13 protein-coding genes are annotated in these 15,977 nt (G+C 33.4%); 1 reads left to right on the forward strand and 12 read right to left on the reverse strand.

Annotated features, from left to right (window positions below; all coding sequences use genetic code 11):
- Nucleotide 1: 1 nt before the first annotated feature.
- Nucleotides 2-1,465 (forward strand): glutamate synthase subunit beta, encoded by a 1,464-nt coding sequence (locus tag HSX10_RS01385; protein ID WP_173586408.1) that lies wholly within the window; start codon nucleotides 2-4, stop codon nucleotides 1,463-1,465.
- A gap of 129 nt (nucleotides 1,466-1,594) precedes the next feature.
- Here the strand turns inward: HSX10_RS01385 and argH are convergent, their stop codons facing one another.
- The 12 genes from argH to ilvC form a co-directional block, all read right to left on the reverse strand.
- Nucleotides 1,595-2,869 carry an argininosuccinate lyase gene (argH, locus tag HSX10_RS01390; RefSeq protein ID WP_173586409.1) on the reverse strand — a complete coding sequence of 425 codons (1,275 nt, stop codon included), beginning with the start codon at nucleotides 2,867-2,869 and terminating at the stop codon, nucleotides 1,595-1,597.
- Between the two features lie 111 nt (nucleotides 2,870-2,980).
- Nucleotides 2,981-4,042 carry a M20 family metallo-hydrolase gene (locus tag HSX10_RS01395; RefSeq protein ID WP_173586410.1) on the reverse strand — a complete coding sequence of 354 codons (1,062 nt, stop codon included), beginning with the start codon at nucleotides 4,040-4,042 and terminating at the stop codon, nucleotides 2,981-2,983.
- On the reverse strand, nucleotides 4,039-4,815 hold the full coding sequence (gene argB / locus HSX10_RS01400; RefSeq protein WP_173586411.1) for an acetylglutamate kinase: 777 nt from the start codon (nucleotides 4,813-4,815) through the stop codon (nucleotides 4,039-4,041). Before argB ends, HSX10_RS01395 begins: the two co-directional genes overlap by 4 nt.
- A 154-nt stretch (nucleotides 4,816-4,969) precedes the next feature.
- Nucleotides 4,970-5,905: a Rossmann-fold NAD(P)-binding domain-containing protein gene (locus HSX10_RS01405; protein WP_173586412.1), complete on the reverse strand. Its 936-nt coding sequence runs from the start codon at nucleotides 5,903-5,905 to the stop codon at nucleotides 4,970-4,972.
- A 39-nt stretch (nucleotides 5,906-5,944) separates the two neighbouring features.
- On the reverse strand, nucleotides 5,945-7,075 hold the full coding sequence (locus HSX10_RS01410) for an aspartate aminotransferase family protein (protein ID WP_173586413.1): 1,131 nt from the start codon (nucleotides 7,073-7,075) through the stop codon (nucleotides 5,945-5,947).
- Complete coding sequence (gene proC / locus HSX10_RS01415; RefSeq protein WP_173586414.1) at nucleotides 7,072-7,872, reverse strand: pyrroline-5-carboxylate reductase; 801 nt, start codon at nucleotides 7,870-7,872, stop codon at nucleotides 7,072-7,074. Before proC ends, HSX10_RS01410 begins: the two co-directional genes overlap by 4 nt.
- Nucleotides 7,873-8,082: 210 nt before the next feature.
- Nucleotides 8,083-9,066 (reverse strand): N-acetyl-gamma-glutamyl-phosphate reductase, encoded by a 984-nt coding sequence (argC, locus tag HSX10_RS01420; protein ID WP_173586415.1) that lies wholly within the window; start codon nucleotides 9,064-9,066, stop codon nucleotides 8,083-8,085.
- 83 nt (nucleotides 9,067-9,149) lie between these two features.
- Complete coding sequence (locus HSX10_RS01425; RefSeq protein ID WP_173586416.1) at nucleotides 9,150-10,328, reverse strand: argininosuccinate synthase; 1,179 nt, start codon at nucleotides 10,326-10,328, stop codon at nucleotides 9,150-9,152.
- A gap of 4 nt (nucleotides 10,329-10,332) precedes the next feature.
- Entirely contained in the window at nucleotides 10,333-10,962 is a 630-nt protein-coding gene (locus HSX10_RS01430; protein ID WP_173586417.1) for a GNAT family N-acetyltransferase, read from the reverse strand.
- A 428-nt stretch (nucleotides 10,963-11,390) separates the two neighbouring features.
- The gene (locus HSX10_RS01435) at nucleotides 11,391-12,983 is read right to left on the reverse strand and encodes an NADP-dependent glyceraldehyde-3-phosphate dehydrogenase (RefSeq protein ID WP_173586418.1); all 1,593 of its coding nucleotides are present in this window, start codon (nucleotides 12,981-12,983) and stop codon (nucleotides 11,391-11,393) included.
- Between the two features lie 80 nt (nucleotides 12,984-13,063).
- On the reverse strand, nucleotides 13,064-14,335 hold the full coding sequence (gene ilvA / locus HSX10_RS01440; protein ID WP_173586419.1) for a threonine ammonia-lyase IlvA: 1,272 nt from the start codon (nucleotides 14,333-14,335) through the stop codon (nucleotides 13,064-13,066).
- Nucleotides 14,336-14,416: 81 nt separating this feature from the next.
- Nucleotides 14,417-15,922 (reverse strand): ketol-acid reductoisomerase, encoded by a 1,506-nt coding sequence (gene ilvC / locus HSX10_RS01445; protein WP_173586420.1) that lies wholly within the window; start codon nucleotides 15,920-15,922, stop codon nucleotides 14,417-14,419.
- Between the last annotated feature and the right edge of the window lie 55 nt (nucleotides 15,923-15,977).

Raw genomic sequence — 15,977 nt, forward strand, 5'->3', positions numbered from 1 at the left:
AATGGGAAAAGTAACAGGTTTTAAGGAATTCGAAAGAAAAGATGAGACATATAAACCAGTAAAGGATCGTGTAAAAAACTATAATGAGTTTACGGTGCCTTTAAGTGATAAAGGTATGACAGAGCAAGGTTCTCGTTGTATGGATTGTGGTATTCCGTTTTGTCATAGTGGTTGTCCGTTAGGGAATTTAATCCCGGATTTTAACCATATGGTACACCAAGGAGAGTGGCAAAAAGCATCTTGGATATTACATGCTACAAATAATTTTCCTGAATTTACAGGTCGCTTATGTCCTGCGCCATGTGAGCAAGCATGTGTTTTAGGTATTATTGAAGATCCGGTTTCTATAGAGAATATTGAAAAAAATATTGTTGAACGCGCCTTTAAAGAAGGTTGGATTAAGCCACAACCGCCAAAGGTAAGAACAGGAAAAACAATTGCTGTTGTTGGTTCTGGGCCTGCAGGTTTAGCTGCAGCTCAACAATTAAACAGAGCAGGTCATACGGTTACTGTTTTTGAGCGCGATGATGCTATTGGTGGCTTATTACGCTATGGAATTCCTAATTTTAAAATGGAAAAAGGAATTATTGATCGTCGTATAGCGATTTTAGAAGCTGAAGGAATTATATTTAAAACCAATGTCAATGTTGGTGTAAATTACGATATTAAAGAATTGAAAAAGTTTGATGCTGTAGTACTTTGCGGTGGGTCAACGGAACGTAGAAGTTTACCAACACCAGGTATTGAAGCTGATGGTGTTGTGCAAGCTATGGATTTCTTAACGCAGCAAACTAAAGTTGTATTTGGTCAAAAAGTAAAAAATCAAGTATTAGCTACAGGAAAAAATGTGATTGTTATCGGTGGTGGTGATACAGGTTCAGATTGTATTGGTACATCGAATCGTCAAGGTGCAAAATCGGTTGTTAATTTTGAAATTATGCCAAAGCCACCAGGGCATCGTTCACCTTCTACACCATGGCCATATTGGCCGTTACAGTTAAAAACATCTACCTCTCATAAAGAAGGTGTGGAGAGAAACTGGTTGATTAATACAAAAGAATTTGTTACTAATAGTAAAGGAGAACTTACGGCATTAAAAACCGTAAATGTAGAATGGGAAATGGTTCCGGGAGAAAAACCTAAATTAATTGAGGTTCCTGGAACTGAAAAAACTTGGAAATGTGATTTAGCATTACTTGCACTTGGTTTTACTGGTCCTGAAGCTACAATAGCTGATCAATTAGGGATTCACAGAGATGTACGTTCTAATTATAAGGCTGAATATGGTAAATATCAAACTAATGTACCAAAAGTGTTTACTGCTGGAGATATGCGTCGTGGACAATCGTTAATTGTTTGGGCTATTTCTGAGGGACGAGAAGCAGCTCGTCAGGTAGATATTTTCTTAATGGGAACATCTGATTTAGCAACTAAAAATGAAGAAGGAGATTTGATTGGTTTATAATCAAATCAATTTTAAAAATATTTCTACTACTATAAAATCTAGGGGTAGTCTTTTTGTTAGAGTAGAAACTAAAAAGCATCTGATTTCAGATGCTTTTTTTGTTTAAACTATTTTATATTTTAATTGTATTTATTTTGGGTATTTAGCTTTAATGTCTTCTAAGCATAAATTATGAATACTTCCAATATGAGAATGTTTTTTACCTAAATCTGGTTTATAAGTACCAGCTTGGACTTGTCCTCCAATTTTTTGATAAGCTTCTCTAAAACTCATGCCATCCACCACTAAATTATTGATGCTATCTACTGTAAATAAGTATTGGTATTTTTCATCCTTCAAATCAATATCTTTTACAATGATTTGTTGAATAGCATAATTAAAGATATCTAAAATGTCTTTTACGTCTTCAAAAGCATTAATGATGTTCTCTTTTAATAATTGAAAATCTCTGTGATAACCACTTGGTAAATTATTGGTGATAAGTAACATTTCAGAATGTAAAGCTTGAATTTTATTACACTTTCCTCTAATCAGTTCAAATACATCAGGATTCTTTTTGTGTGGCATAATACTGCTTCCTGTTGTTAATTCATCAGGGAACGTTACAAAACCAAAATTCTGACTCATATACAGGCAAATATCCATAGCAAAACGAGACATCGTGTTACAAAGTCCGCCTAAAGCACTTGCAATAGCACGTTCACTTTTTCCTCTACTCAATTGTGCAGCAACAACGTTATATTTTAAAGTAGAAAAACCAAGTTCTTTGGTGGTGATATTTCTATCAATAGGAAATGAACTTCCGTAACCAGCAGCTGAACCTAAAGGGTTTTGATCTGCTATTTTTGAAACCGCATTTAAAACGTAAACATCATCGATTAATAATTCCGCATAAGCAGAGAACCATAATCCAAAAGAGGAAGGCATTGCAACTTGTAAATGTGTGTAACCAGGTATTAATTTGGTTTTATAGGTGTCGGCTAAGCCTAAAAGGGTATCAAAAAATGTTTTTGTTTTGTTATTAATAATTTCTAGATTCTCTTTGTAATAGAGTTGAAGTGCGACTAAAACTTGATCATTTCTAGAACGAGCAGTGTGAATTTTCTTTCCAACTTCACCTAAGGTTTTGGTCAATTCGTGTTCAATTTTAGAATGTACATCTTCAAACGAATCTTCAATAATAAAAGTACCTTCTTTAATAGATGTTGCTAATATTTCTAATCCTGATTTAAGTTGTGTTAATTCTTCAGAAGTTATAATTCCTATTGATTCTAACATTATAGCATGTGCTAAAGATGCTTGGACATCATATTTTGCAATATGCATGTCTATTTCTCGGTCGTTACCAACGGTGAATAATTCTATTTTTTTATCGATTGAAAATCCTTTGTCCCACAATTTCATAATATAAATTTTAATTCTTAAAATTTAGAACCAAGAAGCAAGACCGCTTCACTGTTAGAACACGGACTCTTTATTCATGCGATAAAGCATATGATCTTGATTCTTCTGTTTTTACAATACTTTTTCTAATAATTTAATATAAATATCAATTCCTTCTTCAATTTCAGCTAAATAAATAAATTCATCTGCTGTATGCGAGCGTGTGCTGTCGCCAGGGCCTAATTTTAAGGAAGGACAGCTTAAAACTGCTTGATCTGATAGGGTAGGTGAACCATAGGTTTCTCTTTCTAGTTCAATTCCGGCTTCTACTAATTCGTGATTTATAGGGATTGAAGAAGAATTTAATCGTAAGCTCCTTGGTATGATGCTAGTACAGGGTGATTTTCTTTTTAAGATTTCAGCAATTTGCTCGTTGGTATATTTATCATTTACACGAACATCAATCACTAAATCTACTTCTGATGGTATTGCATTGTGTTGTTTGCCTGCATTGATTTGTGTTACCGTCATTTTTACATCACCTAAAGTGGGTGATTTTTTGGTGAACTCATAATCTTTAAACCATTTTAAAACCTCTATTGTATTGTAAATAGAATTGTCTTCATTTGGGTGTGCGGCATGTCCAGCAGTACCTTTTACTTTAGCATCAAAAACCACTAATCCTTTTTCTGCAATAGCAAGATTCATTAATGTTGGTTCGCCTACAATAGCAACGTCTATATTTGGAATAATAGATAGCATGCTATTTAGTCCATTTGGACCGCTGCTTTCTTCTTCTGCAGAAGCTACAATAACTAAGTTATAGTTGAGGTTTTTCTTGTTGTAATAGTAAGTAAAAGTAGCTATTAAAGATACTAAGCAACCACCTGCATCATTACTGCCTAAACCGTATAGTTTACCATCTTCTACAATGGCTTTTAGTGGATCTTTAGTGTAGCCGTTGTTTGGTTTTACGGTATCGTGATGTGAGTTTAATAATAGAGTAGGCATACTCTCATCAAAATATTTATTGGTCGCCCAAATATTGTTTTGATTCCTGTTAAAAGGAATTTTTTGTGTTTTAAACCAATCTTCAATTAATAAAGCAGTTTGGTCTTCTTCGGAAGAAAATGATTGCGTTTCTATAAGTTGTTTTAGTAACGCTATGGCTTCTGTTGTAAGTCTTTCTATCATTTTGTGATTGTTGTGTGTTTAGCATTGGTATGGAAAAGCATATCTGATTTTCCAATACAAACCTTTTTAACGTTATGATTAATGGCATAAAAACAATTATTTAGTTTAGGTAACATACCTTCATAAATAATGCCGTTTTCAATTAGTGTTTTGTATGTTTTGGTATTAATTTCTTCTATAACAGAATCATCATTTTCTACATTTTCTAAAACTCCATTTTTCTCAAAACAATAATACAATTTTGTAAGATAACTTGTTGCGAAACCTATAGCTAATTCTGAAGCAATAGTATCTGCATTCGTATTTAGTAATTGCCCTTTTTTATCATGAGTTATGGCGCAAAAAACAGGTGTGATATTGTTTTGTAGAAGTATTTTTAGAGTTTCAGTATTAACTTGTTTTACATCTCCAGCAAACCCATAGTTAATAGGTTCTGTTGGTCTTTTTATAGAGACAATAGAATTGCCATCGGCACCAGAAAAACCAATTGAATTACATTGATGAGATTGTAATTGTGCTACAATATTTTTATTGATCTTACCGGCGTAAACCATTGTGATAATATCTAAAGTTTCATTGTTGGTAACACGTCTGCCTTCAATCATAGTTACAGGAATATTCATTTGTGTAGCTAGTTTTGAAGCTAATTTTCCACCACCATGAACGAGGATTTTAGGGCCTTTTAATTTTGAGAAATCTTTTAGAAAAGATGATAACGCAACGTCGTTATCAATGATGTTTCCTCCGATTTTTATGACTTTTAGTGTTTCCATGTTATGCTCGATAAAGCGAGTATCTTTTGATTTCTATTTTTTTAGACCTGCTAGGTTTTTGAAACCTGCAAGGTCTTCTATAATTCTATTTTACGATGTCAGTCACCTCGAGCGCAGTCGAGAGGTATATGAGGTCTCGACTGCGCTCGAAGAGCTATATTTTTTCCAAAATCTGCTTCAAAACGACTTGTGCTGCAAAAGTTCTGTTATTAGCTTCTTTAATGACTACGGATTGATCGCTGTCTAAAACCGCATCTTCTACAACTACATTTCGTCGTACAGGTAAACAATGCATAAATTTTGCATGACCTAATTTTGCTTTGGTCATCATCCATTTTTCATCTTGATGAAGTACTTTTCCATAGTCTTTATAGCTACTCCAGTTTTTTACGTAAACAAAATCAGCATCTTTTAAGGCTTCTTCTTGATTGTAATTTATAGGGGTGTCTTTGGTGATTTCTTCATTTAATTCATAACCTTCAGGATGTGTAATGGTTAAATCAACTTCCATTTCTTGCATCATTTCTATAAACGAATTTGCAACGGCTTGTGGTAATGCTTTTGGGTGTGGTGCCCAAGATATAACGACCTTTGGTTTTGCTTTTTCTGTCAATTCTGTGATGGTAATAGCATCTGCTAAGGCTTGTAAAGGATGCGCTGTAGCGCTTTCCATGTTTACAATAGGAACCGTTGCGTGTTTTTTGAAGCTATTCAGAATTAATTCAGATTCATCTTTTGCTTTATCCGTTAAACTCGGAAAAGCTCTTACGGCAATAATGTCTGCATATTGTGAAATGACTTGTGCTGCATCTTTAACGTGTTCAGATTTGTCCATGTTCATGATAGCTCCATCTTCAAACTCTAAATTCCAAGCATCATTAACATTTAAAATGGTCACATTCATACCTAAGTTTTTTGCTGCTTTTTCGGTGCTTAATCGCGTTCTTAAGCTCGAGTTAAAAAATAGCATAACCAAGGTTTTATTTTTCCCTAATTCTGAAAATTCAAAAGGGTTCATTTTTAATAAAATGGCTTCCTTTATTGTTTCTGATAAGTTTTGAATGTCTTTAATTTTGGTGTAATTTCTCATGTATAATAAATCTTGATAGCTATCAAAATAGGCGTTTTGTTATGCTTTTAATTCTTTTTCTAAGGCTTTAAAAAAGACATCGATGTGTTTTTTCTGAATAGTTAACGGTGGAAGTATTCTGATTAGGTTAGGGTTTTTTGCACTTCCTGTAAATATGTGATGATTGAAAATTAACTTTTTTCGTAAATCAGCAATTGGAAAATTGAACTCTAAACCAAGCATCAATCCACGGCCTTTAATGGTTTTTAAATTTGGAAGCGCTTTTGCTTTGTCTAAGAAATAGGCTTCCATTTCTTTTGCATTTTGCATTAAATTCTGTGCTTCTATCACTTCTAAAACAGAAAGTGAAGCAGCACAAGCCAAATGGTTACCACCAAAAGTGGTTCCTAATAAACCAAAAGAGGCTTTAATTGAAGGGTGAATTAATATACCTCCGATTGGAAATCCATTTCCCATCCCTTTAGCTAATGAAATAATATCTGGTGTGATATTATGTTTCTGAAAAGCAAAAAAGTCACCAGTTCTACCAAAACCAGATTGAACTTCGTCTGCAATTAAAGTTGTGTTGTAATGTTTACATAGTTTTTCTAATCCTTGATAGAATTCAGTAGTGCTTTGGTCTAATCCTCCAACACCTTGAATAAACTCTACAATAACCGCACAAGTTTCATTTTGTTTTAAAATATTTTCAACGGCATCTAAATCTCCTAATTCAACAAAATCGACTTGTTGTTGTGCGTTTATTGGGGCAACAATTTTGGGGTTGTCAGTTGCTGCAACTGCTGCAGATGTTCTTCCGTGAAAGGAATTTTTAAATGCTAAAATTTTCTTTTTTCCATTGTGAAAAGAAGCTAGTTTTAAAGCGTTTTCATTGGCCTCAGCACCAGAATTACATAAAAACAGCTGATAATCTTTACAGTTAGATAAGGCTTCAAGTTTATCGGCTAATTCTACTTGCAATGGATTTTGAATAGCATTACTGTAAAAACCTAGTTTTTCAACTTGATTAGTGATTGCAGATACATACTTTGGGTGTGAATGCCCAATAGAAATCACAGCGTGTCCTCCGTAAAGGTCTAAATATTCCACGTTTTTATCATCATAAACATAAACGTCTTTTGCGCTTACAGGTGTGATGTCGAATAATGGATATACATTAAATAAACTCATATTTGCTCTTTTTTAATGTTGCTAATTTTATTGTATGAAGCGATCATACCTTGTATTAAAGATGAACTCAAACCTTTGTGCTCCATTTCGTTTAAACCTTCAATAGTACAGCCTTTTGGTGTTGTTACTCTGTCTATTTCTTCTTCAGGATGATGTCCGTTAGTAATTAATAAACTCGCTGCACCTTCGCTTGTGTACATAGCTAATTCTTGTGCTTCTTTGGCATCAAAACCTAATTGAATAGCTGCTTGAGTGGTTGCTCTAATTAATCGCATCCAGAAAGCAACTCCGCTTGCACAAACGACTGTTGCAGCTTGCATTTGAGATTCTGGTATTGCTAATGAATGTCCTAATCGATTAAAAATAGCTTCAGCAATTTTAATGCGCTTTTGTCCTTTTTCATTACTACATAAACAGGTCATTGATTTTCCAACAGCAATAGCTGTATTTGGCATAGCTCTTATTATAAATTGATCTTCGCCGACAATACTTTCAATCTTTGGAATTAAAAAACCTGTTATAGTTGAAATTAAAACATGTTTTTCTGTTAAATGAGGTTTTATGTCATTTAAGATTTTTTCAAAATGAGTGGGTTGTATAGCAAATATTAAAATATCAGATTGCTTTACAGCTTCAATATTATCGGTTGTTAAAGTCACATTTTTATAACCCTCTAAATCTTGAATATCATCGAGGTTTCGTTTTGTTAAATATAATGTGGTGATAGCATTGTTAGTGATTAATCCTTTGGCTATGGATTTTCCTAAATTTCCTGTTCCTATGATTGCTATTTTCATTTTGCTTTTCTATTGTTTTTTAATGGTAAAATGTGTTCGCATTAAAAAATGCTCGGTTCATGTTAATGACCGCGAAAGCGGTTATCTCTTTAAGTTAAACTTTATTTTATCTAAACCTTTCGACTGCGCTCAAGGTGACAGTTTAGGCGATTTTCAATTTGGTTTTAGACCTACTAGGTTTATAAAACCTGCTAGGTCTTAATATGTTTGTTAAAAATAATTAGCTTTCAATTGTAAACCTTCAGTTTCTTCAAAACCATACATTAGATTCATATTCTGAACAGCTTGTCCGGAAGCTCCTTTTAATAAGTTGTCTATAATGCTAGTAACTAATAATTTATTTTCATGTTTATGTAAATGAAGAATACATTTATTAGTGTTAACCACTTGTTTTAAATGAATGTCTTCATCCGAAATAAAGGTATAAGCAGCATCTTTATAAAATTCAGAATACAATGTTTTTGCTTCTTCAAGTGTCCCTTCAAATTTTGTGTAAAGTGTTGCGAAAATTCCTCTTGAAAAATCGCCGCGATTTGGCATAAAGTTGATTTCTGAATTAAAATCTGACTGTAATATATTAACTGTTTGATTTATTTCGCCTAAATGCTGATGTGTAAATGCTTTGTAATGCGAGAAATTATTATCTCTCCACGTAAAATGTGTGGTTGCTGATAGTGAAGTTCCTGCGCCTGTGGCACCTGTTACGGCATTAATATGAATATCGTTAGTTATAACTCCCGCTTTAGCAAGTGGTAATAAAGCTAGCTGAATTGCAGTAGCAAAACAACCAGGGTTCGCAATGAAACTCGCTTTTTTAATGTCGCCTTTATTTAGTTCAGGTAAACCATAAATAAATGCTTTACCGTTAAAATTAGCATCAGCTTCGAGTCTGAAATCATTACTTAAATCAATAATTTTAATCGTTTTAGAAAAGGTGTTTTTTTCTAAAAAAGCTTTTGAATTTCCATGACCTAAGCATAAAAATAAAATATCAATATCTGGATTTATAGTGTCTGAAAATACTAATTCTGTGGTTCCTAATAAATCTTGATGTACTTTACTTATTTTATTTCCAGCATTTGAGGTGCTGAAAATGAAATCGATATCTACATGAGCATGATGCATTAATAAACGTATTAATTCACCAGCCGTATAACCTGCACCTCCAATGATTCCTGCTTTTATTTTTTTCATATCTATTTCCTCCGAATGTGGGAATGTTTTTATTTCAACTTTATGTTGAGACCTGTCAGTTTTTAAAATCAGACAGGTTTAGATTAATTGTTTACTTGTTGATAAATCTTATTCTGATTCCCAAAAATTTTGATAAATCCTTTAGCTTCATCAGCGGTCCAACCTTTATTTTCTTCACCATAACTTCCGAATTTTGCACTCATTAAATCGTGTTTGGAAGCAATACCATCTAGTGAAAAATGATAAGGTCTTAAGGTTACAAATACATCGCCTGTTACGTTTTCTTGACTACTTTGTAAAAAAGCTTCCATGTTTCTCATTACAGGATCTAAATATTGCCCTTCATGTAAATGCATACCGTAGAAGTTAGACAGGTAATCTTTATGTTGTAATTGCCATTTCGTTAAGGTGTGTTTTTCTAACAAATGGTGCGCTTTTATAATGATTAAAGCTGCTGCGGCTTCAAAACCAACACGTCCTTTGATGCCAATAATGGTATCTCCAACATGAATATCTCTACCGATTGCATAACCCGATGCAAGTGTATTTAAGACTTCTATATTTACTTCAGGATTGTTTTTAACACCATTTACGGCAACTAATTCTCCTTCAAAAAATGTTAAGGCTACCTTTTCTGGTTCCGTATGTTTTAATTGTGAAGGATAAGCAGATTCCGGTAGCGGTTTTTCTGAAGTTAACGTTTCTTCTCCTCCAACACTCGTTCCCCAAAGGCCTTTGTTAACAGAGTATTTGGCTTTGTTCCAAGACATATCGATTCCGTTTTCAATTAAGTAATCAATTTCGTGTTGTCTTGTTAATTTTTGGTCTCTTATAGGTGTAATAATTTCAATTTCTGGAGCTAATGTTTGAAAAATCATATCAAAACGAACTTGGTCATTTCCTGCTCCAGTACTTCCGTGTGCAATATATTTTGCGTCAATACTTTTGGCGTATTGTACAATTTCAATAGCTTGAATAATACGTTCTGCACTTACAGATAGAGGGTAGGTATTGTTTTTAAGTACATTTCCAAAGATTAAGAACTTAATCACTTTATCATAATAAGATGCAACAGCATCAATATTTTTATAAGTAGAAACACCCATTTTATAAGCGTTACTTTCTATGCTTTTAATTTCTTCAGGTGTGAAACCACCTGTATTTACGCTTACGGCATGAACATCGTATCCTGCTTTGCTTAAACTTACTGCGCAGTAAGACGTGTCTAATCCGCCACTATATGCTATAACTAACTTTTTCATATGCTTAATCTTGTTTTTTGTCCTTTTTAAGAAACATGTTGTGTTTTATGAGTTTTAATCTTGTCCAAACTTTTTTATCGTAATTCCGCTTTTCATGTTTTGGAGTTTCGGTTTTAGCAGGATCATAAAGCATACCAGTACATAAGCACATTTTTTGCTCTGTTCTTGTTAAGACATCAAAGTTTTTACAGGTTTGGCAACCTTTCCAAAAGGATTGGTCATCTGTTAATTCTGAAAATGTAACTGGTTTATAGCCTAATTCACTATTCATTTTTAAAACCGCCAACCCTGTAGTAATACTAAAGATTTTAGCATTAGGAAATTTGGTTCTTGAATGGTTAAAAACTACTTTTTTGATTTGTTTGGCTAGCCCAATATTTCTGAAATCTGGATGCACAATTAGACCAGAGTTAGCTACAAACTTACCATGACCCCATTGTTCAATATAACAGAAACCAGCAAATTTATCCCCTTCTAAAGCGATAACAGCATTGCCATTTTGTAGTTTAGTTATAATGTATTCAGGCTCTCGTTTGGCAATTCCTGTTCCTCTTACTTTAGCAGCTTCAGCAATAGTTTTACAAATAATTTCGGCGTAAACACTATGTGATTTATCAGCAATAACAATTTCCATTGTAATTGATATTTAATTATAAAAATGTTTGATTTTTGTTTTGAAAGTAGAACCGGACTCACCTAAGTTCTGTAAAATAGAAATGTACCCTTACGGGCGGCGAATAAAAAAGCGGCGTACAATACTATGACTATCTAATAAGATAGTTAAAGACTGAAAATATAATTTGATATTTGAGTAGTACACAAGTATGATGAATAAAATGACTATAGAATTTGTTGCTAATTAGAAGAATTAGCGACAGCGTTTTGTTAGGTCTAGACCTGTTGGTCTGGGAGTTCTATATTTGTGTCTTAGTGTAAACATAGGTCTAATTTACATATTATATTTTATATGACAATTAATTTGAAAGTGAATTAATGAATTAATGTGAAATTCGAAATAATTCACTCTCAAATTATAAATATCATATTATTAGGGTCTTTTGTTTAAAGAATGTAATCTGTGCTTACAAAATTTGAAGCTTTAGAATCCATTAAGTCCTTCAGTATCGCATTGTTATAGTCGTTGTCTTTTGATGCAACAAAGGTTCTAATTGAAAAAGAACGTAAAGCATCATGCACACTTAAAGTAGAAACAGCAGAATCTTTTCGACCTGTAAAAGGATAAACATCTGGTCCACGTTGACAAGAACTGTTTAAGTTTACACGACAAACTAAATTTACAAGCGTATCAATTAGTGGTGCTAATGTTTTTACATCTTTACCAAAAAGACTTACTTGTTGTCCGTAATTAGATTCGGCCATGTCATCTAAAGGTTCTTCGATATCACTAAATGGGACGATTGGAATAACAGGTCCAAATTGTTCTTCTTGAAAAACACGCATATCTTTTGAAACCGGAAATAAAACGGCAGGGAAAATATAATTTTCTGTAGTTTCTCCTCCTTTTTTATTAATCACTTTAGCACCTTTAGATGTAGCATCATCAATTAACTCTTGAATATACGTCGGTTTTTCAGGTTCTGGTAATGGTGTTAATTTAGAACCATCTTCCCAAGGATTACCAAATTTTAAAGCATCTACTTTTGCAGAAAAACGTTTATTAAATTCGTCTACAATGGTTTCATGTACGTATAATACTTTCAATGCTGTACAACGTTGTCCGTTAAAAGAAGTAGAGCCTGCAATGCATTCGTCTATGGCCAAATCTAAATCGGCATCTGGTAATACAATAGCTGGGTTTTTAGCTTCTAAGCCAAGTACTAAACGTAATCTGTTACTTTTTGGGTGTTGATTTTGTAAAGCGTTTGCAGATTTACTATTTCCTATTAAGGCTAATACATCTACTTTGCCTGTTTGCATAATTGGTGCAGCAACAGTTCTTCCTCTTCCATAAATAATATTTACAACACCTTCTGGAAAACTATTTCTAAAAGCTTCTAATAAAGGTGTGATTAATAAAACACCATGTTTAGCAGGTTTAAAAATCGTTGTATTTCCCATAATTATGGCAGGGATTAACAATGCGAAAGTTTCATTTAAAGGATAGTTGTAAGGGCCTAAACAAAGTACAACGCCTAATGGTCCTCTTCTTATATGTGCATTAACGCCAGAGTTTTTTTCAAATTTAGCGCTATCACGATCCATTTGTTTGTAATCTTCAATAGTATCGTATATGTATTCTACAGTTCTATCAAACTCTTTTTGAGAATCAGGTAAGCTTTTACCAATTTCCCACATTAAAAGTTTAACGATTTCTTCTCGCTTGGTTTTCATTTGCTCTACAAACTTCTCCATACAAGCAATACGGTTTTCAACTTTCATTGTTGGCCATAATCCTTGTCCTTTATTGTAAGCTGTACATGCAGCGTCGAGTGCGCTTAAAGCTTCTGTTTCTCCTAATGTTGGTATGGTTCCTAGAAGTGTAGGTTTATAATCTTTTGTTGAAGAAATAGTGGAATATACTTCCGAAGTTTCTCCTGTCCATGGCAGTAATTTTCCGCCGACTAAATACGTGTCTTGCTGGACTAAATTGTTGATTTTAAATTGTTCAGGTATATCTTGATATGTTGATTTCATAATCACCTATTTTTAACTATTAATACAGTTAATAAAGGTACGAAAAAAGCAACTTTTAATACGGTTAAATCTATGTTAAGCTATACTAAGAATTGAAATAAATCTTGCTTATCATTTAAGTAGTCTCCGAAGAAATTATGAAGTTTCATTTTAGAGATTAAAGGTTCTAGGTCTGATGGTGATTTTAGTTGCAATCCTACAATGGCAACATCATTTTCTCTATTGGCTTTCTTGGTGTATTCAAAATGTGTAATATCATCAGTTGGGCCTAATATATCTACTACAAAATCTCTTAAAGCTCCTGCACGTTGCGGGAATTTTATAATAAAGTAATGTTTAAGATTGGCATAAACTAAAGCGCGTTCTTTTATTTCTGCCATTCTTGTAATATCGTTGTTACTTCCGCTAATAACACAAACAACATTTTTACCTTTTATTTCGTCTGCATATTGATCTAAAGCCGAAATGCTTAAAGCTCCAGCAGGTTCAACAACGATAGCGTCTTTGTTATAAAGGTCTAAAATAGTTTGGCATATTTTGCCTTCGTCTACCGTAATGACATTAGATAAGTTTTCTTTACAAATTGCAAAGTTTAAGTCACCTACACGTTTTACAGCAGCTCCATCTACAAAACTTTCTATGGTTTCTAACGTTGTGTTTTTATTGTTTTTTATTGAAGTAAGCATCGATGGCGCACCTTTAGGTTCTACACCAATAATTTTTGTTTGTGGTGATAGAATTTTAAAAACAGACGATAATCCTGAAGATAATCCGCCACCTCCAATTGGTACAAATACATAATGTATAGGGTGCACTTTGGCTTGGTCTATAATTTCTAAACCTACCGTTGCTTGACCTTCAATAACTTTTTCGTCATTAAAAGGATGGATAAATGTTTTGTTTGAACGTTGGCATTCTTCCATGGCGGCATGACTTGCGTCATCAAAAGTGTCACCAACTAAAACCACGGTGACGTAATCTTCACCAAACATTTTTACCTGCTCAATTTTTTGATTAGGTGTTGGTGAAGGCATAAAAATAGTACCTTTTATTTTTAATAATTTACATGAAATAGCAACACCTTGCGCATGGTTTCCTGCACTTGCACATACAATTTCGTTTTCAGTTTGAATAGGGCTTAAAGATGAAATTTTATTATAAGCTCCACGGATTTTATAAGAGCGAACTTCTTGTAAATCTTCTCTTTTAAAATACACATTAGCATCAAACAGTTTTGAGTACTGCGCATTTTTTATTAATGGTGTAACGTGAGCAATGCCTCTAAGTCTTTCGGCTGCAGCTTCAACAGCTTTAAGTGTAGGCTTGTATATGTTTGTTGTGGTTTCTTCCATGTTTGCTTCCTGCGAAGGCAGGAACCTCTTTAATTAAAAAAATACCTATCAGATTTTTAAAACCTGACAGGATTATAATAGTTAAGCTAAGACAGATTCTTCAGCTTTTACATCTTCAGTTTTTATAACTTTCATTGCCGTCATAGCAGCACGTAAACGTTGACCAACAGATTCTATAGGGTGATTTCTAATAGCATCGTTAACCGCAATTAATTCTTTATTATCAACACCTGTTGTTTTAGAGAATGATTTTCCGATGATAGAAGTATCTACCGTTTTCATGAAATCGGTTAATAATGGTTTACATGCGTGATCGAATAAATAACAACCATATTCTGCTGTATCAGAAATGACACGGTTCATTTCAAATAATTTCTTTCTAGCAATAGTGTTAGCTATTAATGGTAATTCATGTAAAGATTCATAATAAGCAGAATCTTCAATAATACCTGCGCTTACCATAGTTTCAAATGCGAGTTCAACACCAGATTTCACAAATGCAATTAATAATACACCATGATCAAAATATTCTTGTTCTGTAATAGGATCAGAAGTTAATGCTGTTTTTTCAAAAGCAGTTTCACCAGTTTGCGCTCTCCAAGTTAATAGATTTACATCATCATTTTCCCAATCTTCCATCATAGTTTTAGAAAAATGACCAGAGATAATATCATCCATATGTTTTTCAAATAATGGACGCATAATACCTTTTAATTCTTCAGATAATTGAAAAGCTTTTATTTTAGCAGGATTAGAAAGTCTATCCATCATGTTGGTGATTCCACCATGTTTTAAAGCTTCTGTGATAGTTTCCCATCCATATTGAATTAATTTAGCAGCATAACCTGGTTCAATGCCTTCTTCAACCATTTTATCAAAAGATAAAATAGCTCCTGTTTGTAATAAACCACAAAGTATGGTTTGTTCTCCCATTAAATCAGATTTTACTTCCGCAATAAAAGACGATTGTAAAACACCAGCTTTATCTCCACCTGTAGCAGCAGCATAAGCTTTGGCTTGCGCCCAACCTTTTCCTTCTGGATCATTTTCTGGATGTACCGCAATTAAAGTAGGTACACCAAAACCACGTTTATATTCTTCTCTTACTTCTGTACCAGGGCATTTTGGTGCCACCATAATTACAGTAATATCTTCACGAACAACAGTACCTTCTTCTACAATATTAAAACCATGAGAATAACTTAAAGTTGCCCCTTTCTTCATAAGAGGCATAATTGCTTTTACAACATTGGTGTGTTGCTTGTCTGGTGTTAAGTTTAACACTAAATCAGCAGTAGGAATTAACTCATCATAAGTCCCAACAGTAAACCCGTTAGAAGTTGCATTTTTATAAGATTCACGTTTTTGGTCAATAGCAACCTGACGTAAAGTGTATGAGATATCTAACCCAGAGTCTCTCATGTTTAAACCTTGGTTAAGACCTTGCGCTCCACATCCCACAATAACGATTTTCTTTCCTTTTAATGCGTTTACACCATCTTCAAATTCTGAAGCATCCATAAAACGACATTTTCCTAATTGATCTAATTGATTTCTTAATGCTAATGTGTTGAAATAATTTGACATTGTTTTTTGTTTTTAGTTCAGAAAAGAGAAACAGGATTTTAATTTATAGTTTCTT

The sequence above is a fragment of the Winogradskyella undariae genome (assembly GCF_013285155.1).
Lineage (GTDB): Bacteria > Bacteroidota > Bacteroidia > Flavobacteriales > Flavobacteriaceae > Winogradskyella > Winogradskyella undariae.